The 24,165-nt window shown below is 67.8% G+C and carries 23 protein-coding genes and 4 pseudogenes; 19 read left to right on the forward strand and 8 right to left on the reverse strand.

The features are described from left to right. Window positions 1-160 precede the first annotated feature (160 nt). A complete protein-coding gene (locus tag ACFU6I_RS15810) occupies window positions 161-802 on the forward strand; it encodes a TetR/AcrR family transcriptional regulator (protein WP_384366177.1) in 642 nt (213 codons plus the stop codon). An 86-nt stretch (window positions 803-888) separates the two neighbouring features. Here ACFU6I_RS15810 and ACFU6I_RS15815 read toward each other — a convergent pair whose 3' ends face one another. Next, window positions 889-1,692 (reverse strand): enoyl-CoA hydratase/isomerase family protein, encoded by an 804-nt coding sequence (locus ACFU6I_RS15815; RefSeq protein WP_384366180.1) that lies wholly within the window; start codon window positions 1,690-1,692, stop codon window positions 889-891. Window positions 1,693-1,866: 174 nt separating this feature from the next. Here ACFU6I_RS15815 and ACFU6I_RS15820 point away from each other — a divergent pair, with 174 nt between their 5' ends. The 11 genes from ACFU6I_RS15820 to ACFU6I_RS15870 all read left to right on the forward strand — a co-directional run bounded on the left by ACFU6I_RS15820 (window position 1,867) and on the right by ACFU6I_RS15870 (window position 13,815). Next, entirely contained in the window at window positions 1,867-3,309 is a 1,443-nt protein-coding gene (locus ACFU6I_RS15820; RefSeq protein WP_384366183.1) for an aldehyde dehydrogenase family protein, read from the forward strand. Window positions 3,310-3,355: 46 nt separating this feature from the next. Beyond that, window positions 3,356-3,613, forward strand: coding sequence for a CoA-binding protein (locus tag ACFU6I_RS15825; protein ID WP_384366186.1), 258 nt, complete (start codon window positions 3,356-3,358; stop codon window positions 3,611-3,613). Continuing rightward, on the forward strand, window positions 3,610-3,792 hold the full coding sequence (locus ACFU6I_RS15830) for a hypothetical protein (protein ID WP_384366189.1): 183 nt from the start codon (window positions 3,610-3,612) through the stop codon (window positions 3,790-3,792). The genes ACFU6I_RS15825 and ACFU6I_RS15830 overlap by 4 nt, the downstream gene beginning before the upstream one ends. 198 nt (window positions 3,793-3,990) lie before the next feature. Next, window positions 3,991-4,986, forward strand: a complete 996-nt coding sequence (locus tag ACFU6I_RS15835) for an ABC transporter substrate-binding protein (protein WP_384366193.1) — start codon at window positions 3,991-3,993, stop codon at window positions 4,984-4,986. Window positions 4,987-5,054: 68 nt separating this feature from the next. Next, entirely contained in the window at window positions 5,055-6,038 is a 984-nt protein-coding gene (locus ACFU6I_RS15840) for an amino acid ABC transporter permease (RefSeq protein WP_384366196.1), read from the forward strand. Between the two features lie 68 nt (window positions 6,039-6,106). Beyond that, complete coding sequence (locus ACFU6I_RS15845) at window positions 6,107-6,880, forward strand: amino acid ABC transporter ATP-binding protein (protein WP_384046302.1); 774 nt, start codon at window positions 6,107-6,109, stop codon at window positions 6,878-6,880. Further along, window positions 6,877-8,475: a thiamine pyrophosphate-binding protein gene (locus ACFU6I_RS15850; RefSeq protein ID WP_384366199.1), complete on the forward strand. Its 1,599-nt coding sequence runs from the start codon at window positions 6,877-6,879 to the stop codon at window positions 8,473-8,475. Before ACFU6I_RS15845 ends, ACFU6I_RS15850 begins: the two co-directional genes overlap by 4 nt. Before the next feature lie 9 nt (window positions 8,476-8,484). After that, window positions 8,485-9,462 (forward strand): zinc-binding dehydrogenase, encoded by a 978-nt coding sequence (locus tag ACFU6I_RS15855; protein ID WP_384366202.1) that lies wholly within the window; start codon window positions 8,485-8,487, stop codon window positions 9,460-9,462. 29 nt (window positions 9,463-9,491) lie between these two features. After that, entirely contained in the window at window positions 9,492-10,400 is a 909-nt protein-coding gene (locus ACFU6I_RS15860) for an amidohydrolase family protein (protein ID WP_384366205.1), read from the forward strand. Continuing rightward, window positions 10,397-12,538, forward strand: a complete 2,142-nt coding sequence (locus tag ACFU6I_RS15865; RefSeq protein WP_384366208.1) for an acetate--CoA ligase family protein — start codon at window positions 10,397-10,399, stop codon at window positions 12,536-12,538. Before ACFU6I_RS15860 ends, ACFU6I_RS15865 begins: the two co-directional genes overlap by 4 nt. A 20-nt stretch (window positions 12,539-12,558) precedes the next feature. After that, window positions 12,559-13,815 (forward strand): alpha-hydroxy acid oxidase, encoded by a 1,257-nt coding sequence (locus ACFU6I_RS15870; protein ID WP_384366211.1) that lies wholly within the window; start codon window positions 12,559-12,561, stop codon window positions 13,813-13,815. A 236-nt stretch (window positions 13,816-14,051) separates the two neighbouring features. Here the strand turns inward: ACFU6I_RS15870 and ACFU6I_RS15875 are convergent, their stop codons facing one another. The 3 genes from ACFU6I_RS15875 to ACFU6I_RS15885 form a co-directional block, all read right to left on the reverse strand. Continuing rightward, window positions 14,052-14,606: a hypothetical protein gene (locus tag ACFU6I_RS15875; RefSeq protein WP_384366215.1), complete on the reverse strand. Its 555-nt coding sequence runs from the start codon at window positions 14,604-14,606 to the stop codon at window positions 14,052-14,054. Beyond that, window positions 14,603-15,166 (reverse strand): TetR/AcrR family transcriptional regulator, encoded by a 564-nt coding sequence (locus tag ACFU6I_RS15880; RefSeq protein WP_384366218.1) that lies wholly within the window; start codon window positions 15,164-15,166, stop codon window positions 14,603-14,605. The genes ACFU6I_RS15875 and ACFU6I_RS15880 overlap by 4 nt, the downstream gene beginning before the upstream one ends. 292 nt (window positions 15,167-15,458) lie before the next feature. Then, window positions 15,459-15,881, reverse strand: a complete 423-nt coding sequence (locus ACFU6I_RS15885) for a winged helix-turn-helix transcriptional regulator (RefSeq protein ID WP_384366221.1) — start codon at window positions 15,879-15,881, stop codon at window positions 15,459-15,461. A gap of 87 nt (window positions 15,882-15,968) precedes the next feature. Between ACFU6I_RS15885 and ACFU6I_RS15890 the strand changes: the two genes are divergently transcribed. The 3 genes and pseudogenes from ACFU6I_RS15890 (at window position 15,969) to ACFU6I_RS15900 (ending at window position 18,638) form a co-directional block, all read left to right on the forward strand. Beyond that, a complete protein-coding gene (locus tag ACFU6I_RS15890; RefSeq protein ID WP_384366224.1) occupies window positions 15,969-16,784 on the forward strand; it encodes an NAD(P)H-binding protein in 816 nt (271 codons plus the stop codon). 5 nt (window positions 16,785-16,789) lie between these two features. Beyond that, a pseudogene (locus ACFU6I_RS15895) lies at window positions 16,790-17,668 on the forward strand (helix-turn-helix domain-containing protein); the annotation flags it as partial. 508 nt (window positions 17,669-18,176) lie between these two features. Next, window positions 18,177-18,638: a hypothetical protein gene (locus ACFU6I_RS15900; protein WP_384366227.1), complete on the forward strand. Its 462-nt coding sequence runs from the start codon at window positions 18,177-18,179 to the stop codon at window positions 18,636-18,638. Window positions 18,639-18,889: 251 nt separating this feature from the next. Here the strand turns inward: ACFU6I_RS15900 and ACFU6I_RS15905 are convergent, their stop codons facing one another. Continuing rightward, window positions 18,890-19,306: an ester cyclase gene (locus ACFU6I_RS15905; protein WP_384366230.1), complete on the reverse strand. Its 417-nt coding sequence runs from the start codon at window positions 19,304-19,306 to the stop codon at window positions 18,890-18,892. Window positions 19,307-20,346: 1,040 nt separating this feature from the next. On the opposite strand from ACFU6I_RS15905, the gene ACFU6I_RS15910 reads away from it, so the two are divergent. Beyond that, complete coding sequence (locus ACFU6I_RS15910) at window positions 20,347-20,541, forward strand: hypothetical protein (RefSeq protein WP_384366233.1); 195 nt, start codon at window positions 20,347-20,349, stop codon at window positions 20,539-20,541. A gap of 273 nt (window positions 20,542-20,814) precedes the next feature. On the opposite strand, the gene ACFU6I_RS15915 is transcribed toward ACFU6I_RS15910, so the two are convergent. Further along, the gene (locus ACFU6I_RS15915; RefSeq protein ID WP_384366236.1) at window positions 20,815-21,438 is read right to left on the reverse strand and encodes a DJ-1/PfpI family protein; all 624 of its coding nucleotides are present in this window, start codon (window positions 21,436-21,438) and stop codon (window positions 20,815-20,817) included. Between the two features lie 69 nt (window positions 21,439-21,507). Here ACFU6I_RS15915 and ACFU6I_RS15920 point away from each other — a divergent pair. Continuing rightward, window positions 21,508-22,023: pseudogene (locus ACFU6I_RS15920) on the forward strand (Tn3 family transposase); the annotation flags it as partial. A gap of 70 nt (window positions 22,024-22,093) precedes the next feature. On the opposite strand, the gene ACFU6I_RS15925 reads toward ACFU6I_RS15920, so the two are convergent. After that, window positions 22,094-22,336 carry a hypothetical protein gene (locus ACFU6I_RS15925; RefSeq protein ID WP_384366239.1) on the reverse strand — a complete coding sequence of 81 codons (243 nt, stop codon included), beginning with the start codon at window positions 22,334-22,336 and terminating at the stop codon, window positions 22,094-22,096. 12 nt (window positions 22,337-22,348) lie between these two features. Here ACFU6I_RS15925 and ACFU6I_RS15930 point away from each other — a divergent pair, with 12 nt between their 5' ends. Then, window positions 22,349-22,744, forward strand: coding sequence for an ester cyclase (locus tag ACFU6I_RS15930; RefSeq protein WP_384366242.1), 396 nt, complete (start codon window positions 22,349-22,351; stop codon window positions 22,742-22,744). Between the two features lie 472 nt (window positions 22,745-23,216). On the opposite strand, the pseudogene ACFU6I_RS15935 reads toward ACFU6I_RS15930, so the two are convergent. Further along, window positions 23,217-23,600 (reverse strand): annotated as a pseudogene (locus tag ACFU6I_RS15935) (VOC family protein); the annotation flags it as partial. A 324-nt stretch (window positions 23,601-23,924) separates the two neighbouring features. On the opposite strand from ACFU6I_RS15935, the pseudogene ACFU6I_RS15940 reads away from it, so the two are divergent. Next, window positions 23,925-24,131 (forward strand): annotated as a pseudogene (locus ACFU6I_RS15940) (multicopper oxidase domain-containing protein); the annotation flags it as partial. Window positions 24,132-24,165 lie beyond the last annotated feature (34 nt).

Raw genomic sequence — 24,165 nt, forward strand, 5'->3', positions numbered from 1 at the left:
CTGCGTCGGCTTCGAGACGCAGCTGCTGAGCGCGGAGGCGCGGAGCGCCGGAGTTCTCTGGGGCGCTCGGTACGGTGGCGACCCTCTGGGCGAGTAGGCTGCCGCGCGTGGGGAACGAAGGGTTGACAAGGGCCGTGACTAGCAAGGGACATCTCTGGCTGTGACACGTGGCAACGCGAGCTCGGGTGCGCACCGGCCGGGCCGGCAGGTGATTATCGATGCCGCGGTTCGCTGCTTCTACAAGCACGGGTACGACGGTTCGTCGGTCAGGGACATCACTCAGGAGGCAGGAGTGACCCCAGCGGCGCTGTACCACTACTACGCGTCCAAGCAGGACCTTCTGATGGAGATCATCACGAGGTTCATGGACAACTCCATCGACAGGACCGAGGCGGCGCTGCGACGGGCCGGTCCGGATCCGGCGGCACGACTCTTCGCCGCCGCGCAGTCACATGTCCTGTGGAACGCGTCCGATGTCGCCTCCAGCTTCATCGTCAACAGCGAGATCAGAAGCCTTGAGCCCGAAAACCGCGAGCGGAACGTCGCTCAGCGGGACAGGCTGCAGCGTCTCTTCGACGAGTGTGTGGAAGACGGATGCGACAAGGGTGTGTTCACGGCGCCATGGCCGCGGGAGGCAAGCCGGGCGGTCGTCGTGATGTGCACGTTCGTGGCTCGTTGGTACCGGGAATCCGGGCCGCTCAGCCCCGAGGAGATCGCCTGGCGCTACGGGCACATGGCTCTCTCCCTCGTGGGGGCGTCGCGGGCACCGCAGTTCGAGCCACCCACCTATAGAGAGGCTTGATCGCTGCGGGTGGACCGGCCCGTCGCCGAGCCGATCCACTCACCGCAGCGAAGCCGCCCGTCACACCGGTGCGGGCGCAGAGCCTGTCACCGCCCGGTGAAGCGCGGCACACGCTTCTCGATGAACGCCAGTGCCGCCTCCCTCCCGTCCTCGGACTCCACACACTCGGTGTGCCGTTGTGCCTCGAGGTCGAGTGCGCGTCCGAAGTCCACGGTCGCGCTGTCGGCGAGGTTCTGCTTGATACGTGAGACCGCGAGGGGCGCGGAGGCCGCGATCCGGTGGGCGATGGCGGTCACCTCCGGCAGCAGTTGCTCCGCATCGAAGACGCGCGAGACCAGGCCGATCCGCTCCGCCTCGACGGCGTCGAACGGCTGGGACACCAGGTACTTCTCGCGCGCGCGGCCCTGCCCGATGATGCGGGGCAGCGTCCATGTTCCGCCGAAGTCGCCCGAGAGTCCGGCGTTGAGGAAGGCCGCGTTGAACTTCGCCGTCGCCGAGGCATAGCGGAGATCGCAGGCGCACGCCCACGACAACCCGGCGCCGGCGCACGCCCCGTTGACGGCCGCGATGGTCACGGCTGGCATCTCGTGCAGCAGCTTCGACGTCTCCATGAACTGCCGCAGCAGCTTGGCTCGCGACTCGGGGCCGACGCCCGCGGTGACCGCTCCGCCGGCTCCCTGGGAGAGGTCACCGCCGGCGCAGAACGCGCGGCCGGCTCCCGTGAGCACCAGCACGCGGATCGCGGGATCGGCGGCGACGGTCTCGAACGTGCTGGTTGCCAGGTGGAGCAGTTCCGCGGTCATGGCATTGAGCCGATCCGGTCGATTCAGCGTCACCGTCGCGACGCCGTCCTCCACCCGCAGGTCCACCGGTTTGGTGTCACTCATCATGGGTTGCCTCCGTCATTACTCAGTTCTGAGCGATCGTTTAGGTCGATACCCAAGTGAACACTGGAGATAGTCGTCGTGCACGACTCTTGTCTAAATGACTGTTTAGTTTTAGCTTCGTAAACACCCCGCGAACGATCACGCGGTGGAACGGCCGTGCCCTGGAAGGAGGGATTCGTGCCAACGCCCCACTATGGCCAGTTCATTGACGGTGTACGCCGACAGTCACCGGCCGGCGAAGCGCGTATCGAGGTGGAGAATCCGGCGACGCGGCGCGTCATCGCGACCGTTGCCGACGGAGGACCCCGTGACGTCGACGACGCGGTCCGGTCGGCGCGCAAGGCGCTCGGGACGTGGGCTGCCACGCCCGTTGCGGATCGGACGGCTGTACTGCGCCGCGCCGCGAAGCTGCTCGAGGACCGCCGGGAAGAGATCGCCCAGGTGGTGACGGCCGAGCTGGGTGCTCCGATCCGGATCGCCCGCTCCGTGCACGCCCAACTGCCCATCACCGTCACGGCGACGACGGCCGACCTGCTTTCGGCCTACTCCTTCGACGAGCGGATCGGGAACTCGCTGATCGTCCGTCAGCCCGTGGGCGTCGTCGCCGCCATAACTCCGTGGAACTTCCCCCTGCATCAGGTGACCAGCAAGGTCATCCCGGCCTTGGCGGCCGGTGCGTCGGTGGTGCTCAAGCCCAGTGAGCTGGCCCCGCTGTCGGCCTTGCTGCTCGCCGAGATCCTGACGGAGGCCGGCCTGCCCGAGGGTGTGCTCAACGTCGTCACCGGAGGACCGGCCGCGGGCCGGACACTGGTCGACCACGACGACGTGGACCTGGTCTCGTTCACCGGATCGGTCGACGTCGGACGATCCGTGGCCGCCGCCGCGTCACGCACCGTCAAGCGCGTGACGCTGGAGCTCGGCGGCAAGTCCGCGAGTCTCGTCCTGCCCGACGCCGACATCCCCACCGCCGTGAAGGTCAGCGTCGCCAACGCGTTCTTCAACTCCGGCCAGGCGTGCAACGCGTGGACCCGCCTGCTCGTGCCGGCTGACCAGCTGGAACACGTCAACGAACTGGCACGGGCGGCCGCCGAGAAGCACACCGTGGGCGATCCGACGGACGACAAGACCCGGATGGGCCCCGTGATCAGTGACCAGCAGCGGGAACGCGTAAGAGCGTTCATCCGCGCGGGCCTCAGCAACGGAGCCCGAATCCTCGCGGGCGGGGAAACGCCTCCCGACGGATGCGACGGCGGCTACTTCGTACGACCCACGATCTTCACCGACGTCGATCCGGCGTCCACCATCGCGCAGGACGAAATCTTCGGCCCTGTCCTGTCCATTATTGGCTACCGGGACGAAGCCGAGGCCATCGAGATCGCGAACGGCACACGGTACGGACTCGGTGGGTCGGTCTGGGCACACGACACGGACCACGCCGTACGGGTCGCCCGGCGCATCCGCACCGGACAGGTCGACGTCAACGGCGGCTCCTTCAACCCCGCCGCCCCCTTCGGAGGGTTCAAGCACTCCGGCTACGGCCGCGAACTCGGCGTGCACGGCATGGCCGAGTACCTCGAACCGCAGTCGCTCCAACTTCCCGCGGACGCAGGCCGCGACTGAAGAACCAGGTCAGCCACGTGAGTCAGTGAGGACAGGAGGAATCCAGGTGGACCACTACCTCAGGGCACTCTTCGCCCCGAAAAGCATCGCGATCATTGGTGTCTCCGCAACATCGACGCGGAGTGGGAACGAGTTCTTCGACAAGGTACGCGGATACGGCTTCGAAGGCCGCGTGTACGCCGTGGGGCGCAACGGCGGCACGGTCGCCGGCGAGCCGATCTACCCCTCGGTGAAGGACCTTCCCGAGGTGCCCGATCTCGTCTTCGGCGCCGTCGGAATGCAGGCGACGCCGCAGGCGCCATGACCGAGGCCGCGGCCGCGGGGGTCAAGGTCGGCATCGTGTTCACGGCGGGCTTCGCCGAGATGAGCGACGACGGTGCCAGGATCCAGCAGGACATGGTCGCCCGGTGCAACGAACTGGGCATGCGCGTCGTCGGTCCGAACTGCATGGGTGTGTTCAGCACCGGCAGCGCTCATACGTAGTTGCAGGCCAATTGGCTGCGCCAAGCGAACGCCAGTCGCGCCGAGCCTGGCCTCATGGACAATCCGATCTCCGCCCAGGTGATCAAGCGATGAGAAATCGGATCCTCGGTGGACCTCGTCAGACCCGTCGCCAGCCGCGGCCTCACACCACCACACCGTCACCTCTCAGCCACGTGCGCGACCGAAGGAGTTCATCGCATGCTGTTCAAGACCCAGGACACCCCACCCGTTCACCCGACCAGGCTGCGAGCCGCCGTACGCGGCGCCGCCGGGATCGCCGTCGCACTCACGCTGAGCGCCTGCGGCTCCAGCGCCACCAGCAGCCCCTCCGCCTCCGGCGCCGCCTCGGGTGGTTCCACCGCCGGCGCCTCCGCCAACGGCAACATCTCACCCGCCGATCCCTCCAAGGCCGGCAAGGCCGCCGAGTTGCTCCCGCAGAAGTACAAGGACAAGGGCAAGCTGGTGATCGGCCTGGACGCCTCCACCCCTCCCGGCGAGTACATCGACAAGGACGGCAAGACGATCCTGGGCTACCAGGCGGACCTCATCAAGGGCATCGGCCAGAAGCTCGGCATCACCCTGGAACTGGAGAACGCCGGCTTCGACACCATCATCCCCGGCCTCGCCTCCGGCCGGATCGACGTGGGCCAGGCCGGCATGTACGCCAAAAAGGAACGCCTGGAGAAGGCCGACTTCGTCTCCTACGCCAAGATCGGCTCCACCCTCTTCACCAGCAACAAGTCCTCCAAGAGCTACGACGGGCTGGACAGCCTCTGCGGTGCCGGCGTCGCAGTCCAGCTCGGCACCACTCTGCAGACCATGCTGGAGGACCAGTCCAAGAAGTGCACAGCCGACGGCAAACCCGCCGTCAAGGTCCTCACCTTCGGCAACGGCAGCGAAGAGACCCTCGCCGTCGGCAGCGGCCGCGCCGACGTCGGCTTCGACAGCCAGGAGACCATCAACTACCTGATCAAGCAGACCAATGGCCAGTTCAAGCTCACCGGCTCCACCATCGCCGCCAACATCCCCAGCAGCATCGCCGTTCCGAAGGGCTCCGGCCTGGACAAGGCCATCCAGAAGGCCCTGGAGGAGATGATGGCCGACGGCTCCTACGCCAAGATCTTCGACGACTGGGGCGTCTCACCCATCATGATCAAGCAGCCGGCCATCAACGACACGGGATCCGCCAGCTGATCCGGGACCAACGCAGCTGACTCACGCTGACTGAACAGGAGTAGAAGATGCCGGAAGGAGCCGGGACCATGATGGATCCCCAGGAGAAGACCCGGCCTGTCGCCGGGCCCACCTTCATCGATGAGAAGCCGGTCCCGGTTCCCCGCCCCGGGCGGTGGGTGGCGGTGGTGGTGCTCACCCTCATCGCCGCCTGGGGCGTGTACACGCTGGGATTCGAGAAGATCCAGCGCGGCGATCTGATGCAGACCCGCTTCGGCTGGGAGGTGGTGGGCCAGTACTTCCTGTCCCCGAACATCTTCAACGGCCTGCTCATGACCCTGGAGCTCACCGTGGCCGCCATGGCCATCGGCATCATCGGCGGTGTCATCCTCGCCGTCATGCGCCTCTCCAGCAACGTGATGCTCTCCGGCGCCAGCGCCCTCTACATCTGGTTTTTCCGCGGAACCCCCGTGCTGGTCCAGCTCCTGTTCTGGTACAACCTCAGCTACATGTTCCCGCAGATCGCCATCGGTATCCCGTTCGGCCCGGTCTTCGTCTCCCTGGACGCCAACACCTTCATCACCCCGTTCCTGGCGGCCCTGCTCGGCCTGGGCCTCCACGAGGCCGCGTACATGTGCGAGATCGTCCGGGCCGGCATCCTCTCCGTGGACGAAGGCCAGGAGGAAGCCGCCCAGTCCCTGGGCATGACGCGCCGTCGCGCCATGTTCCGCATCATCCTGCCCCAGGCCATGAAGGTCATCATCCCGCCCACCGGCAGCCAGACCATCGGCATGCTCAAGATGTCCTCCCTGGCCAGCGTCATCACTGTCGTCGAACTCCTGCACTCCGTCCAGCTGATCTACGCCTCCACCTACGACACCATCCCGCTGCTGATCGTCGCGAGCCTCTGGTATCTGGTGGTCACGTCCATCCTGACCGTGGGTCAGTACTACGTGGAACGCCGCTACTCGCGCGGCTCCGTGCGGAATCAACCCCTCACCCCGCTCCAGCGGCTCCGCCGGATGCTCGGCGACTTCCACCCCGGCATGCACCGGCTCCCGCCGAAGGCCTGAGAGAGGGCCCCATGATGTTCCGCACGCACACTGCCACAGCCCCCTCCACAGAGCGCCACGACGGCCCCATGGTCAAAGCCGCCGGCGTCTACAAGCGGTACGGCCCCCTGGAGATCATCCGCGGCGTCGATTTCGAAGTGCAGCGCGGCGAGGTCTCCGTGATCATCGGACCCTCCGGCTCCGGCAAGACCACCTTCCTGCGCTGTATCAACCACCTGGAGAAGATCAACGCCGGCCGCATCTATGTGGATGGCAAGATCGTCGGCTACCGGGAGGTGGACGGGCGCCTCCACGAACTCCGCGACGCCGAGGTCTGCCGCAATCGCGAGCAGATCGGCATGGTGTTCCAGAACTTCAACCTGTTCCCGCACAAGAACGTCCTGGAGAACATCATCGAAGCGCCCCGCGGCGTCCGGAAAGTCCCGGCGGCGCAGGCGAAGGCCCGCGCCTACGAGCTGCTGGAACGGGTGGGCCTCAGCGACAAGGTGTGGGCGTACCCGGCCCAGCTCTCCGGCGGCCAGAAGCAGCGCATCGCCATCGCCCGGGCCCTCGCCATGGACCCCAAGCTGATGCTCTTCGACGAGCCCACCTCCGCCCTGGACCCTGAACTGGTGGGCGAGGTCCTCTCCGTCATGAAACAGCTGGCCCGGGACGGCATGACCATGGTGGTGGTCACCCATGAGATGGGCTTCGCCCAGGACGTCGCGGACACGGTGACGTTCATGAGCGATGGGAAAGTCGTGGAACAAGGCCCGGCGTCCGAGGTCCTGTCCAACCCCAAGGAAGAACGCACCAGGGCGTTCCTGGCCCGCGCGATGAGTGAGAGAAGGGCATCAGCGTGAAACTCAGCGCAGCCGTGGCGAAGGCCTTCGCCGACCACGGCGTGGACACGATCTTCGGGCTGATGGGGGAGGGGAACCTCCTGATCATCGACCACTTCGTCCACGAGCTCGGCCTGAACTACGTGGCCACGGCGAACGAATTCGGAGCCGTCACCATGGCGAACGGCTACGCCCAGGCCGGCGGGGGAGTCGGCGTCGCCACCGTCACCCAGGGCCCAGGTCTGACCAACACCATCACCGCCCTCCGCGACGCCGTCAGCGCCGGGACGCCCCTGGTCCTCCTCGCCGGCGACACCCGGGACGCGGAGAACAAGCAGTACATCGAACAGGCGGAGTACATCGCGCCCACCGGCGCCGGCTTCATCGCCGTCGAATCCCGCCACTCCGTGCTCCACGACGTCGCGAACGCGCTCCACCGTGCGCGCCGTGAGCGGCGCCCCATCGTCCTCAATATCCCGGTGGAGATCCAGCACGACGACGTCCTGTACCGCATACCGGAAGGCGCGGCCGAGGTGCCACCCGCCGTCCTCGACGAGGATGAGATGGACGTGGCACTCGGCATCATCAGCGCCGCCAGCCGACCGCTCATCCTGGCCGGCCACGGCGCGGTGCTCAGCGGCGCCGGGGACAGCATCCTCGCGCTCGCGGACCGCATCGGCGCACCCGTCGCGACCACCCTCCGCGCCAAGGAACTGTTCCGCGGAGACCCTCGCTCCATCGGCATCTGCGGCGGCCTCGCCAGCCCCGAAGGCTCCACGGTCATCGACCGCGCGGACTGCATCATCGCCCTCGGCGCGAGCCTGTCCAAGCTCACCACCGAGCGCGGCGCGCTCTTCCGCGGCAAGGCCGTCATCGAATGCGACGCCGACCCGGCCCGCCTCGGCGCGAACCTGGACGTCGACGCCGTGATCGCCGGTGACGCCGCGGACGTGGCCCAGGCGATTGTGGGCTTCCTCGACCTCGCCGAGATCGCCCCCACCCGCTTCCACGAAGAGGCCGCCGGCCTCCTTGCCGGACTCCGCAACGACGGATACCGCGACAGCAGTGGCGACGGCGTCGTCGACCTCCGCACCGCCCTGTCCGTCATCGACGAAGCGGTGCCTGTGGACCGCACGCTCGCCGTGGATGTGGGGCGGTTCATGGAGGAGACCGTCCGTCGGGTCCACGCGCCCGACGCCCGCTCCTACATCTACGGCGCCAGCTACGGTGCCGTGGGCATCGGCATGGGAACCGCCATCGGTGCGAGCTTCGCCCGTCCCGAGCGGCCCGCGCTGCTCATCTGCGGCGACGGTGGCTTCATGATGACCGGGCTCACCGAGTTCAACACGGCCGTCCGCTACGGCAGGGACCTGATCTGCGTGGTCCTCAACGACGGCTGCTACGGCGCGGAGGAGGTCCAGTTCCGGGACCTGGGGAAGAACCGGGACCTGACCCTCTTCGACTGGCCCGGCTTCGAAGGCGTGGCGACGGCGCTAGGCGGCACCGGCGTCACCGTCACCACCCTGCACGAGCTGCACGGCATCAAGAGCGCCATCGCCGAACGGAGCGGTCCACTGCTCATTGACATCCGGATCAGCCCGGACGGGATGATCTGAATGTGGGCGATGCGCTTGGTGGCGCCGCAACGCTTCGCGCCGTACGACGCACCGGAGCCCGACCAGGCGGATCTCGGGCCCGGTGACGTGCTGCTCCGGACTCTTGTGGGCGGGATCTGCGGGAGCGATCTTCAGTTCTTCCGAGGTATGCGACAGATCGACGCCCCACAGCACACCCATCTCCCCGGCCCGGCGGGATTCCCCGGGCACGAGGTGGTGGGAGTGGTGGTCGCCTCCGAACACCAGGACGTGCGCCCCGGCGAGACCGTGGTCGGCTGGGCGACCAACTACGACGCGATCGCCGAGTACGTCGTCACCCGCGGCGAGGGCCTGACGGGTTTCGACGGGAGCCTGGCGGCCGAGGAGGCCATCATGCTGCAGCCCCTCGCGTGCGTGCTCGCCGCGGTGGACCGGCTGGGCGCCGTCACGGGCCGCTCCGCCGCAGTCATGGGCCAGGGACCGATCGGGGTCCTGTTCAGCCACGTGCTCAAGACCGCCGGAGCGGCGCGGGTCATCGGCGTGGACCGGGTGGACCGCCGGGACGCCGCCGCCGACTTCGGGGTCGATGAGATGGAGTGGGCGTCCGCCGACCGGTGGGCCCGCGCCCTCACCGAGGAGGAGCGCCCGGACATCGTGGTCGAGGCGATCGGGCACCAGACCGCCACCCTCAACGACGCCGTCGAGGCGGTGGCTCACGGCGGGCAGATCTACTACTTCGGCATCCCCGACGAGCAGATCTACCCGCTCAACATGGACCGCTTCCTCGCCAAGGACCTCACCCTGCGCTCCGGCCTCACGCGAGACCGCCGCCGCTGGCTCGCCGCAGCCGGCGAATACCTCGCCCGGCACCCGCGGCTGGCCTCCGCCTACGTCACCGACGTCGTCGGGCCGGACGACATCAACGGCGCCTACGAACGAGCCGTCAACCCGAGACCCGGCCAGCTCAAGATCGTCTTCACCGCGCCGGCACCCGCACCGGCCGCCTGAACACCACCGAACCAGTAGGGAAAACCCACATGCGTGTCATCGACCTTGAAACCGTGCTCCCCGGTGGAGACGGGGAGCACCCGGGAACCGGGCAGAGGGGCCCCGCCGGACCGGACCGCCTGCCGAACCCGCAGGGGTACGGCTGGTCCAACTACGACACCGTCTTCACTCGCTCGGACACCCCGGACGCACCGGCCGTGAACGCCGTGAGTGACACCCGCCCGCCGGCCGAACGGGCCGCTGATCTGGTGAAACTCATGGACCAGGCCGGCGTGGTCAAGAGCGTGGTGGCGGCGGCGTCCAACGCGGTCACCGCCGAAGTGGTCCAGGCGTTCCCGAACCGGTTCATCGGCTTCGCCCACCTGAGCCCCTACGACGGCATGCGGGCAGTCCGCGAGCTCGAGCGGCTGGTCCGCGAGGAGGGCATCGGCGGCCTCTCCGTGGCGGCCCTGTACGACGTCGTCTCGCCGAGCGACCGCCGGTACTACCCCCTGTATGCGAAGGCCGTGGAACTAGGGATCCCGGTGCGCATCTACACCTCCATGCCCTACGCCAACGACCGGCCCTACGACCTGGCCCACCCCCGTCACCTCGACACGATCGCCATGGACTTCCCCGAGCTGACCATCATCGCGGGCCTCAGCGGCTGGCCGTGGATCAACGACATGGTGGGCCTGCTGCGTCGCCACCCGAACCTGTTCTGCGACACCGCCGCGCACCGGCCCAAGTACCTCGGCCAGCCCGGGTCCGGCTGGGAGCAGTTCATGCAATTCGGCAACACCCTGATCCAGGACAAGGTCATGGTGGGGCTGTCCTGGGGCCTGCTCGGCATGTCCATGGAGGACATCATCGACGAATACCTGGCGCTGCCCCTCAAGGAGTCGGTCAAAGAGAAGTGGCTGTACAGCAACGCCTGCCGGGTGCTGGGGACCGAATGACCGCCACCGTGGATTTCGAGAAGGATGCCGCTGCGAAGATCACCCGCGGCATCACCGGGCTGCTGCGGCCGAAGACCATCGCCGTGATCGGCGCCTCGCCGGAGCGTCACACCCTGGGCAACCAGGTGCTGCGGAACCTCCGCACCTTCGGCTTCGCGGGCATGGTCATCCCCGTGCATCCGCGCGCCGACGTGCTCGAGGGGTATCCGGCGGTGCCGACTGTCGCGCAGCTGCCCAACGACGTCGACGTCGCGGTGGTCAGTGTGCGCGCCTCCCGCGCCGCGGGGGTGCTCCGCGAGCTTGCGGCCCGCGGCTGTCCCGCCGCCGTGCTGCCGGCCGCCGGGTTCTCCGAGGAGGAGCTCGCCGGGCTGCGGTCGGTCCTGGAGGAGCTGCAGATCGTGGTCAACGGCCCCAATTGCCTCGGCACGCTGAGCGCCGCCGACGCCGCCCCACTGTGGACCGCCCACATCCGGGGCGACTTCCACACCGGGAACGTCGCCCTCGTGACACAGTCCGGATCCGCTGCGATCTCGGTGACCACCACCTCGGACCTCGGGTTCTCCCGCGTGATCTCCAGCGGGAACGAGCTCTCCCTGTCCGCCGCCGACTACCTCTCCTGGCTGGCGGACGACGACGAGACGGCGGCCGTGGGCCTGGTGCTCGAGTCGCTGAAGGAGCCGGAGAAGTTCCGGGCGGCGGTGCGGCGGGTGCAGGCCGCGGGCAAGCGGATCGTGGCCGTCAAGGTCGGGCGCACGTCGGCCGGCGGCCGGGCGACCCAGGCGCACACCGGCGCCCTGGTCACCGGGTACGACGCGTACCGGGCCCTCTTCCGGCAGCTCGGTGTGCCGCTGGTCCGCGACTACGACGAACTGGTGACCACCCTGCAGCTGTACTCGGGCCTCGGCTCGCGGCCCGTGGGCGGCAACCGGCTCGCGGTCATGTCCATCTCGGGCGGGCAGAGCGCGCTCGCGTGCGACATCGCCACCGAGGTGGGCGCGACGATCGCCGATTTCGCCCCGGCCACCGTGGAGCGCGTCAGGGCCGCGCTTCCGGGGACCACCGGGGAGAACCCCGTCGACATCGGCGCCAGCATCGACGAGGAGGCCCGCCGGACGGCGCTGGCGGTCGAAGCGGTCGGTGAGGACCCCGCCGTCGACGCCATCGTCGTCGTGCAGGACGCCCAGGAGAAGCTGCCGCTCACCCCACGGCACGACTATCTGGAGCACATGCGGCAGATCGTGGACGGTGCGAGGCTGTCCGCGAAGCCCGTGGTGCTGGTGTCCAGCACGGCGTCCCCGGTCCATCCGCTCCTCGCGGAACTGACGGCCGGCACGAACGTGACGATCCTGCGTGGCCTGGAACCCGCCCTGGCCGCAACGAACACGCTGGGCACGGTGCCGCGGTCCGCGGCTGAGGACACCGGGCCGACGGTTCCCGCCGCTCTGCTCGCGGAGCTTCGGGAGGAGATCGCCGTGCATCACGGGCCGCTCCCGTACTCGCTCCTCCAGCGGATCGTCTCCGCCTACGGCCTGCCGTACGTCCGGTCCCGGTTGGCGCGGGACGAGGACGAGGCGGTCACGTTCGCGCATGACCTCGGGTTCCCGGTGGTGGTGAAGATCGCGTCGAAGGACGTCCCGCACCGCGTGGACGTCGGCGGCGTGGTGGTCGGCATCGAGGATGAAGATGCGCTGCGTGCGGCGGTCCGCGGGATCCGCGAACGCATGCGGGCGCTCCCGCATGCCGAGGTGGACGGATATGAGGTCCAGGCGGCCGTCACCGGCAGCATCGAAGGGATCCTCGGATTCACGCGGGAGGAGCCGCTGGGCTCCCTGGTTGTTGTCGGATCCGGCGGGTCCCTGGCGGAGCTGGTGGGCGACCGGGCCGTGGACCTGGCGCCCGTGTCGCCGCAGGGTGCCCTCGACATGATCGCCCAGACCCACCTCGGCCGGCTGCTGTCCGGGTACCGCAGGCTCGCCCAGCCGACCGACGTCGGGCCGCTGGCCGAAGTGATCGTGCGCTTCAGCGTGCTGGCCGCGGAGCTGGGCGACCTCATCGTCGAAGCCGACCTCAACCCGGCCTTCATCAGGGAAGGGACCGGCGAGGTCACCCTTGTCGACGCCCTCTTCATCGCCCGCTGACAAGGAAGGATCCTGACCGGATGCCGGAGTACCCGCGGCTGGACCGCCGCATTCCACGGCCGGGTGACCTCAGGCCGTTCCTGGCACTGAGGGGGAGCAAGGGTCTAGATCGTGTGCAGCGGCGGCTGTCCGCCGCGCACACGATCGAGGACCTGCGCCGCATCGCGAAGGTGCGCACCCCGTCCGGGCCGTTCCATTACGTGGACGGCGGGGCTGAGGAGGAGATCAGCATGGACCGGGCGCGGGAGGCGTTCCGCGAGCTGGAATTCCGGCCCGGCATCCTCTGCGATGTGCAAGCCGTGGACATGACCACCACCGTGCTGGGCGGTCCCAGCGCGCTGCCGTTCGGCTTCGGCCCGACGGGCGGCACCCGCATGATGCACGCCGCGGGGGAGCGTGCGGTGCTGCGGGCGGCGTCGCGCGCAGGCATCCCGTACGCGCTCTCGTCCGTGGGCACCACCTCCATCGCGGATCTGGCGGCGGCGGAGCCGGGCGCACGGCGCTGGTTCCAGACATACCTGCTGAAGGACCGCGAACTCTCACTCCGGATGATCGCCGAGGCGAAGGCGCACGGCTACGACGCGCTGATCGTCACGGTGGACGTGCCGGTCTCTGGCAATCGCCTGAGGGACCTGCGGACCGGGATGTCCTATCCACCGCAGCTCACCCTCAAGACATTCCTCGACGCGTCCTACCGGGTCGAGTGGTGGATGAATCTCCTCACCACAGAGCCGTACACCTTCACCTACGAAGAACCGGGCCGGCCGCGGTCCGAGCTGCAGGTGTCCGGGTTCAACGACAACACGACGACGTTCGAGGACCTCGCCTGGGTGCGTGCAGCGTGGGACGGGCCCCTGGTGATCAAGGGGATCCAGACGCTGTCCGACGCCCGCCGCGCCGTCGATGCGGGGGCCGACGGGATCGTGCTGTCCAACCACGGGGGCCGTCAGCTGGACCGTACGGCTCCGCCGCTGCATCTGCTTCCGTGCGTGGTCCGCGACGTCGGGGCGGACACGGAAGTGATGATCGACTCCGGTGTGCGTACCGGGGCAGATGTCGTCGCGGCGATCGCCTCGGGCGCTCGCTTCGTCCTCCTTGGACGGGCCTATCTCTACGGCCTCATGGCCGGTGGCGAGGCCGGCGTGGACCGGGCGGCCCACATCCTCCGCACCGAAGTGGAACGGACCATGCAGCTCCTCGGAGTGACGTCCATCGCCGGACTCGGACCGGAACACGTGCGGCTCTTCAGCCGCCGGGCGCCATTGCCGTTCGATTGACGGAACGTCCACCCTTCACCCTTCCATCACCCTCCTGACCTCCTAGATCACCTTCAGCGTTGCTGCGTACGCGGCGTCGGGGTCCTGGTCGCGGATGGCGAGGTGGAGCGCGTGATGACTGTCGGCGTCGCTGTCCACGAGCTTCAAAGTCCCTGCCACGGTGCGCTGCCGCGCGCCGCACTCGCAGCGCCACCTGCGTGGGATCGTTCGCAGATGGAGGAAGCAACGACCTTAAGTCAGGCCGGCACCGGCGCGGGCTGGATCCGCTTCGCGTCCCAGGCCAGCCACACGCAGGCGGCCGCGAGCAGTACGCCGTGCGCGATCCGCAGCGCGGGCGGACCGAAGAACTGCGGCAGGAACAGCCCGAACCCGACCGCGAACAGGATCGCCGGCACCGTGCGCATCCGGGCTGCGACGAGGATCGCGCCCGCTGCCATGGTCAGCAGCCCGAGCCCGAACATCGTCATCGCGAACGGGTTGTAGCGCACGTCCTCGGCCAGGTCGAGGATGTTCGACTGGTTGGCCATCGCATGCAGGCCGAAGTCCTCGGCGCCGTAGTACGGCAGCGTCAGGCCGGTGCCGATCCAGAACACGATCGCCGCCACGCGGTTGATCGGCAGCAGCGCAATCGCGACCAGGATGAACCCGATCATCGCGCACAGGTGCGCGACGATCCACGCGGTGGAGCCCATGGCGGCGGCGGCACCCGAGGTGGTGGACTCGTCCTCCCATGGGCGGAGGGCGGGGTAGAGCAGGAACAGTATGCCTGCGACGGACAGCGGGATCCTCATGGTTCGCTCCTCAGGCTGGCGAGATACATCTGGATGAGCTGGTCGTAGGTGTCGTCGAGGTCTTCCGGCAGGCCGAAGCCGCCCGCGGATTCGATGGACGCGAAGCCGTGCACGAGCACCCGCAGGCGCCGGGTCGCGTGCACGGCCGCCGAGCCCTCGAGTCCGTAGCCGCGCAGCGTGGCGTACATGACGCCGACGAGCTTCGCGCCGGCCGCCTCCTGGATCGGGTCGTGCAGCGGGTCCATCGGCAGCGCGGCGTACCGCTTCGGGTGCGCGGCGACGTACGCGCGGTAGGCGTGCATCAACTCAGTGACCGCCTCGTTGCCACTGGTGCCCAAGACGGTCGTCGTGAACCGGTCGGTCATATCCTCCAGCACCCGCACTCCGACGAGCGTCTTCAGTTCGCCGAGGCTCGCCACGTGCTTGTAGAGCGACGGCGTGGCGACCCCGCAGCCGTGCGCCACGGCGGCGAGCGTGAGGCCGTCCGGCCCGCGCTCGTCCACGATGCCGAGCGCCACATCGACCACGGCAGCCGGCGTCAGCGACCTCTTAGTAACCATAGCCCAGAGGCTATTGCCATTAGCCAACGACGTCAATCGGCACCGGAGCCGGCGAGTGGATGATTCAGACCGCCCTTTCACGTCCCAACCCGAGGCCGATCCACAGGTCTTGAGCATTGCTCGATGTGGCCCAGGCAGCAGCCTGACCGGTTCGACCGGTCAGGCTGCCGCCCAGTGACCTCATCGCGCCTCATTCAGCGGAGGCTTCACGGGGCTTGGCTGCTGCCTGATCGAGTAGTCGCTGGCGAACGGTTAGTTGTTGCGGGTCAGGAGGTTGATGACGTTTCGCTGATCAGCGGATCTCGTTGCCGGGGTGCTCGCTGTCGTAGGTCTCACGGGCGCGGGCGATATGGGCCCGGTGTTCCAGTGACCAGTCGGCGAGCGCCTTGACAAGGTGGGTCAGGCTCGCGCCCGTCTCGGTGAGCCGGTAGTCGACCTGAGCCGGCACGGTCGGGTACACGGTCCGCAGGACCAGGCCGTCTCGCTCCAGCCGGCGCACCGTAAGGGTCAGCATGCGCTGGGAGATCCCGTCGATGGCGCGCTGTAGTTGCCGGAAGCGCCGCGGGCCGTTGGCGAGCTCGACGATGACGAGGACCGACCATTTGTCACCGACCCGGTCGAGGACGTCGCGGATTCCGCAGTCGGGGTGGTCCTGCTGTCCGCAGGGTTCGAGTTCAGCGGGTCCAGCGGTTACCTCGGTGTGCGTCACTGACACGAAACTGCCTCCTTGTGGGCCGGCCTCGGCTGGTTGAAGATCTCACCGTAGTTACTGAAGAGAACCACGGTAGGAGACAGAACCGAAATGATCATGGTGACTGGCGCGAACGGACAGCTCGCCTCTCTCACGCTTCAGGAGCTGGCCGGACGCCGCGTGCCCGCCCTGGGCGGCACTCGATCACCTGCGGAAGGGCAGCGGCGACTCGACTTCGACGACCCCACGAGCCTCGACCTCACCGGTGTTACGACGCTGGTCCTCGTCTCGGCGGGGTACGCCGAGGACGACCAGGTCATTACCCGGCACCGGGCAGCTCTGGACGCTGCGGTGCGCGATGGCGTGAGCCACGTGGTGTACACCAGCCTGACCGTCGACGGTGACCATCTCGGCTTCGCCCTCGCGCACCGGGCCACCGAGCAGCTGATCAAGGCCAGTGGACTCGGATGGACGGTCCTGCGCAACGGGCTCTATGCCGAACTCTTCGGGGCGCTGCTGACCTGGACCGCCGACGGCGTGGAATCCGCGTTCGGCGACGGGGCGCTCGCCGCTGTGGCGCGGGCGGACCTGGCCGCCGTCGCAGCCGTCGTGGCCAGCAATCCGACCGCGCACGCCGGCAAGACCTATGACCTGGTCGGCGAACCGATCACCGCCGTCGGCATCGCCGAATCCCTCGGAGTCGCGCACCGGACCATTGGGCTCGGGAAGTACCGGGCCCGACTCCTCGCTGACGACACGCTACTGCCGTTCCAGCCGCCGATGCTCGCCTCGATCGCAACCAGTGTCCGCCACGGGTTCCTCAGCACCACCAGCCCCGACCTCGCCCAACTCCTCGGCCGACCACTCACCGACCCGCTCACCGTCGCAACGGACACCGCGGCCGCGATGCGCCCCGACGCCAGCTGACACGGATGGTTTACCGCAATGCGCCACTGTCCGTCGAAGGCCGCCGTCGCCTGATCGAACGCTGCCGCACCCCGCCGATCGCGCATGTCGCCGCCGAGATGGGTATCTCCCGGGCGTGCGCCTCGAAGTGGGTCAACCGCTATCGCCAACACGGGGACCTCGGATTGCTCGACCGATCCTCGACTCCATCCCGCCAGCCGACCGCAATCAACGCAGACGTCGTGGCGCAGATCGAAGCCCTGCGACGCAGGAACAAGTGGTCCGCCTCCCGAATCGCCTTTGAGCTTCAAGGAGACGGCTGGCAGATCAGCCGCCGCACCGTCTCGAGGAGGTACCTGCACACGCTCGGGCTGAACCATCGCCGGTTCCTCGACCCGAACGGAGAATCCAACCGCGAGCCACGGCGGATCACGGCCCGCCGGCCCGGACACATGGTCCACATCGACGTGAAGAAGGTCGGGCGGATCCCGGACGGCGGCGGTTGGCGAGCCCATGGCCGAGGGAGCGATCAAGCCAAGGCTGCCGAGCGTCGGAAGCGGAAGGGCCAGCGAGCCGGATACGCCTACCTGCACTCGTCCGTCGATGGGTACAGCCGACTCGCCTACACCGAATCGCTGAGCGATGAGAAGGCCGGCACCGCTGTTGCGAGTGCTGCCAGCAGCAACGCCGCCCGGCTCGAACTCAGCCTCGCGGCCATCGACCTTCTGGCCTGGACCCGCGTCCTGCTGCTGGACGGCGAGCTGGCTACCGCCGAACCCAAGAAACTCCGCTACCGGATCCTGCACGTCGCTGCCCGTCTCACCCGCGGCGGCCGTCGCCTCCACCTGCGGATCGCAGCAACCTGGCCCTGGCGACACCAACTCACCGCCGCCTTCCACCGTCTGGCCGCCCTACCCCGCCCCGCCAACTGACCGGCCGACCCGGCCACCTACGACACGAAAGACCTTGGAGAACCCGACCACCGCGCCGGGTCCCCACCATGCCCACCGTCCAATGCCGCCTTGATCGACCCCACAGCGTCACCTCGTCACCCCAAGCGAAACAGCGAGGTTAGTAGAAGTTCCCCGTGCCACAACCGCGCCAGAACGGACGGGGACTCACGGGGAACTGCGGCTGCCGACGGAGGTCACAGCCAGCAGACGCCAAAGTCGGCATCCTGCAGGTCAGACCCCAACTCGCCCCACCTCGCTCCTAAAGCCGTGATGCCCGACATGGCGTGCAGGTACGTTCAGTGCAGAGGGGGTTCCGCCATGGGAGATGTGGCGCTGATCGGGCGACGTAACCCGGACCGATCCGCACACGATGCGTACCAGACGCACCAGAACGGGCGGGGCATCACGTTCACGCGCTGAAATTGTCCGAGATTCTCACGCGGGACACTAGGAGACGGCAGTGGATTATGAAGTAATTGGAAATTTGATTGACAGTTCCGAACATGAGGCGATCGCCCTGGAGAGAGTGGCTAGGGCTGCCGGTCGGACCAACTGGTTCAGTTGTCGAATTTCCGTGGATTTCTCGGAATTGACCAGGAGATTTCTCCCGGGTAGCTGTGTAAGTGTCTACCTGGACGGTCGGATTGCGTGGCATAGGTACGATGAATCCGTACGCGAGTCCATCATCAGGATTGCGGCGGAAGAACATGACTGTGTCGTTGGGGTGCGCGGGGTGGATCAATTTTCCATCGAAGTCGATTTCATCGGGGGTCCGGCGGAACTTGACGTGTACGAACAGACGTTGGGCAATTTGTCGAAGGTCTATTACGGGTCATTTCCCGGGCGTGATGACGATGGCCTAAATGCAGTTACGCTGATCGTTCCGGATGCGGACGGAATCAGGCGAGATCATCCGTATTAGCCCCATCTTCGACATCGGCCGGACAAGTCCTAGAGCCACGGATCAGAAGCTGTCCGTGCCCGATCCGTGCCCGACAGGTCGGGGAACCACGGTCAACTACGGGCGCGAAGGCGAGCTCCGGGGTTCCCCGTGGCGCCCATTCCCGCTGGTCAGCTCGCTGATGGGGGCACAAGGCCCGGTGATTCCCAAGCTGAGAGCGCGAGTTCGATTCTCGTCACTCTCGGACACGACCACACCGCCCGCTCACGGGGTCACACCTCAGCGAGGCCAAGTTGATGCAACATGCCGAGTTCGTCGCTGCTGCCCCAACGTTCGACGAGTTTGCCGTCGCTGTCGAAGCGGCTGATCTGCATGCCTCGGTAGCTCACGTTCTTGCCGGTCGCCGGTTGCCCCATCAGCGGCCCCAGCTGCGTCCCGGTGATGGTGTAGGCGAAAGCCAACTCGTCGTCGGTAGCCACCAGATGCTCCACCTCGACGTGCAAGTCGGGAAAGGCTGCTCGCAACTCGCCGAACATGGCCTTGAATCCTTCGGGGCCTGGCGCCTGTCCTGGGGCGGGATCATGGTCGATCGAATTGGGTGCGACGATCTCGTCGAGGGCATCGAGGTTGCCGGTGACGACGGCCTCTGCGAAAGCAGTCTGTGCGGCGATGTTTGTTTGCTGAGACATAGGCACTCCTGGGGCGTGTGTCGCCACCGGCCTGTCCGTCGGCTGTGAAGTCCACACGCCTACGCCGTATTGCGACCGTACACCGCCCATACGCCCCCGGCATGTCTAGCGGCAAGCCTCCGGAGCAGCCGCTCTTCATCGAAGGCTTGGTCTGCATGCGTGGGAAGGAAGCGCAAGATCCGCAAGGAGGGTAGGGCCTGTCCGACGGGTCGCGTCACCGACCCCGTAGCCGACAGCACTGTCACCTGAATGGCGCAGCATCGGGTGGCGGTCCAGCCGCGGCTGGGAGAGACATCTGGGCCACCACCCGTACACCGATCCTTACGCCGGACCGGGACCCGCGCACCTGGGCCAGCCAGATGCGCCCATGCCTGCCCTCTGGCGGCCCAGACCCTCCCGTGGTCGGCCGAGCCCATGCCCGGCTGGGAGGCATAGAGGCAGCTCCACTCTCACTACCGGTGACCTGTCGCAGCGAAGGCTGAGCGTTCTCACCGAAGATTGAGCGCTGATCTGCCGCGAGCGGAAGGCCAGGGGAGCGGGCGTACACCGGAGATATGGCGGCACGCAGTGGACCTGATTCACGGTGCCGTGCGCCGACCCGCTTCGCCGTCTCGCCGTTGCACGAGGTCGTCGCGACGCTGCTGCCCCGGGGTCTACAGCCGGCCCTCGATGCCGATCCATGGGTTGCTCGCGCACGGTGCGCGCTACGTCGGGCCCGGTTGCCGTTGTTGTCGGAACTAGCGCTCGGCGGGCAGGGATACGTGCCCGACTTCCTCAGCCCGTTTCCTACCGGCCCCTCACCGATCATCGAGGAGGAGTTGGAGCGGGTCCGGCGCACCCCGCCCGGACGCGTCCTAGACGAATTGGAGGCGTTGCGCGTCAGGCGGCCGCTGAACGGCCTCGCTGGTTCCGAGTTGCCAGAGGTGGTGCGGCGGGCCATGGCACACGGCGGTGCTCGGGCGGCCAGGCAGGCAGCGGACGAGTACGACGCTATCGGGAGCTGGCCTTCGCCCCACACTGGGAAGCCGCCGGTGCCGTACTTGACGCGGAGGTTGACCGATGCGCTGGCGTGCTGGCCCGAAAGGATGCGGCGGGAGCCGCTGACGCTGCCGCTGGAGGCGATCGAGCTGGACGCCTTCCGTCGGCGGTGCGGTGACGACACGTTCTGGTGTGAGCTGCTGCTCGGCGGCTGCGGCGGCCAGCTGACGACCAAGCTCTACACCGACCTTCTCTGAACTAAGAGGCCGGCCGATCGCGTGAGCCAGCTGCTGCCACGTGAAGCCCTTGGCCAGTCTGCTGGAGACGATCGCAGTCGTTGCCTCGTCGCGATTCATGCCCGGTCGGTGGTCGCTCGGCGCCGGTTGTGCACCGCCGTGCGCCGCGTCTTTCCCCGCGTCGTTCATCGCTTCGAGACCTTCCTGTCCAAGGGTCCGGTAGGTGTCGGGCCGCGAACGGCCGGCCAGGCTGCCGAGGGAGCTTTCCGGCCGGTCGCCGCTTGGGACTGGTGTTCAGACGAGCGCCCGTGCGGGAGCGGGCAGGTAGGGAGTGATGTTGCGCCAGGCGCGCTCGATGTATTCCTCCTTCTCGCCGACCGGGGCGACATAGTGCAGTGCACCGTCGGCGGCCTCGTTGCCCTCAAGGCGGGCGATGATCCAGGCGGCGAGGTAGTGCGAGGCCAGGCATCCGCCGGCGGTGGCGATGTTGTCCTTGGCGTAGAAGGGCTGGTTGAGCACCTCGACGCCGGCGGCGATGACCCACGGCTTGGTGGTCAGGTCGGTGCAGGCGGGGATGTCGTCGAGCAGGCCGAGCTTGGCCAGCACGAGCGCGCCGGAGCACTGCGCCGCGATGAGCTGGCGCGAGGGGTCCAGGTTGCGCAGGATGTTCATGATCGCCGGGTCTTCGACGACCTCGCGGGTGGCGATGCCACTGCCGACAATGACGGCGTCAGCGGCGCACGCCTCCTCAAGAGTGGACATCTGCTCGATGACCACCCCGTTCATCGACGTCACCTTGGGACTGGGGGTGGCGATGGTGACGCGCCAGTCGTCGGTCTTGATGCGGTTGAGCACACCGAGCGCGATCAGGGAGTCGAGCTCGTTGTAGCCCTCGAAGGTGAGGATGGCGATGTGCACGGCGGCTGTCCTTCCGGGTGGGCGGGTCTTGACGGTAAGGAGCCGCGAACAGGACAGTCAAAGAATTGCTACGACCTGCTGCGCATGTTCGGACGCAAGGGGCGCCCGACTCCGCTAGGTGCAGCGTTCGCAGAGTATCGGCGGGTCGCCGGGACCGAGCACCTGCTGCGGGTGGTCGACCCGGTCGACGACACCTACCGTCGGCAGATGAACCCGCAGCTCACCGTGGAGGACTCCCGCCACAAGCTGGCCCGGGACGTGTGCCACGGCAAGCGCGGCACCATCCACCAGGCGTACCGCGACGGCATGGAGGACCAGCTCGGCGCGCTCGGCCTGGTCCTCAACGCCATCGTGCTCTGGACTAACCGGTACATCGATGCCGCCGTCGCCCAGCTTCGGGCCGAGGGCCACGAGATCCGCGAGGAGGACATCGCCCGGCTCTCCCCGCTCAAGCACAAGAACCTGAACCTGCTCGGCCGCTACAGCTTCACCGCTTCTACCCCGGCAGCCTGCGCCCTGCGTCCGCTGCGCGACCCGGAGGCGCCGGAGCTGGACGAGGACGACGACGGGGGCGACCAGGACTAGAGGTAGTCGGCCAGGGTGGTGACGAGCTTGTGGAGCATCGCCGACGTGGGCGAGGGCGGCCCGGCCGGTCTCAGGCCGGGAGGGCTTTGCGTGCCCATGTGATGGCGTCGTAGAGGGCTTTCGGGTCGTCTGCGTGCATCCGGATCACGGTGACGTGATGGGGTGCGCCGAGGAACTTCGGTGCGTTGACCGGTTCGGTCAGGTGCAGGGTGAGGGAGGTCTGTGAGCCGATGGCGAGGTTGAGTTCGCCGTCCTTCTTCTCGTGGGTGAACAGCGTCTCGCGCCGGATGGAGGCGATCTGGTCGAGGGGCACGAGGACGTCGGCGTGGGCTCCCTGTACCAGGCGCTGGAGAACGGCGACCTGGACGCAGCCGCCGGGATGATCACGGAGAACTTCATCGCCAACGTTCCCAGCACCCCCGAGCCCCTCGTCGGGCGCGAGACCTGGCTCCTGGGCGCCCAGGGGATGAAGGAGGCGTTCCCCGACCTCAAGATCAACGTCCTGGACATCTTCGGGACGGGGGACAAGGTGACCGTACTGGTCCACTTCGAAGGGAGGCACCAGGGCGCGTTCCAGCAGTTCGAGGCCACCGGCAAGCAGGTCAGCTTCCGCAGCATCGAGGTCTACCGCATGGAGGGCGACAAGATCGCCGAGGAGTGGGTCGCTCCCGACCTGCTCAGCCTCATGCAGCAGATCTCGCTCGCCCCTGCCGGCCACTGACGCCAACCATCCATCGCGGCCCAGGAGCACGAAGATGAACCCGCTGCTCTGGCATTGGATGCTCCACGGCCTGAGACTCCGTCCGACAGAGCCGCAGCGGCCCCTTCCTCCACGCGAAGGGGCTCCGCCGCCTGTCGGCAAACGAATAACGACAGGCGCCACGGGTGTCCAATGAACCCGGACTTTCGGCATGGGCTGAGGTGAGGGTGGTGGCCAGCTCGCTCCATGCCTGGCCGGTACGGAACCAGTCCTCTGCCGCGGCCAGCATCCCGGCAGCCCGCTGCCCGGCCGCGACGGCCTCCTCGAAGCGCTCGAGACGTTCCAGGCGGCGGCCACGTTGCGGGTGTGGTCGGTGTGTTGGAACAGTTCGCGGGCGGGTTGCTGGGCGTCGAGGGCTTCCTCGAAGTGCCGCAGTTCCTGGAGTACGCGTCCGAGGTTGTTCCAGGTGTCGGCCTCGCCGTGGATGTTGCCGATAGCCGCCCGGATCGCGCATGTAGCAGCGCAAATCGGCGCGACGGTCGACGGGCGGGGTGAGGAACTCTGCTCCCTTCACGACCGCCGCGTCGTAAAAGCGGTGAATGTCGGCCACCCGCACGTTCAGGAAGCTGGAGGCGGTGCGGGAGTCGTCCGGTGTGCGCAGTACGACGTGGGGCTTGTCATCGGTGGGGCCGCCGCCGGGGTTCAGGATGATCCGGCCGTTGGTGACCTGGCTGATGCAGGGATTCTCGTCCAGCATCACCGTTCCGCCCAGCACGTCGGCGTGGAACGCCCGGGAGCGCGGCACATAGGAGATGGTGAGCAGGTGCGTGAGCCGGGCAGTGGCATCGGGGTGTAGCTCGTCGCTCGTACGGTCCAGTCGGCGCGCGCACGGCTTCGCTCGGGTGCTTGCCGGTGGTCAGCTACGCGTGATGTGGATGTCCGTCAGTGGAGGCGTCATGCGATCCCGTTCCATGTTGCCGTGCTCCTGATCCTGGCCATCGGCGCCCTGATGAGCGGCTGCGCCGGCGACCCGTCCCAGTCGTCGTCGCCGGCGCCCTCGGTCGAGGAAGGTTCCCCGCTCAAGGAACCGGCGCAGATGGTCAGCCACAACGGGCTGCTGAGGGCGGAAATCGCTGTGGAGAGACGGCGGGTGGACCTGGGCGGCCACAAGTCCTGGGCTCTCACCTACAACGGTGGTTACATGCCGCCCACGCTGCGGATCCGGCCGGGGGACAAGCTGGACCTGAAGAATACGCTGAACGAGGTCACCAACCTGCATGTCCACGGACTCCACGTGTCACCGAGCGGCAACGCCGACAACATCTTCATCCGCATCGATCCAGGCCAGACGTTCCACTACTCCTTCCAGTTCCCCAACACCCTGCGAGCCGGCACCTATTGGTACCACCCGCACCCGCACCACACCTCCCTGCTGCCCATGG

This window comes from Streptomyces sp. NPDC057486, assembly GCF_042802415.1.
Lineage (GTDB): Bacteria > Actinomycetota > Actinomycetes > Streptomycetales > Streptomycetaceae > Streptomyces > Streptomyces yanii.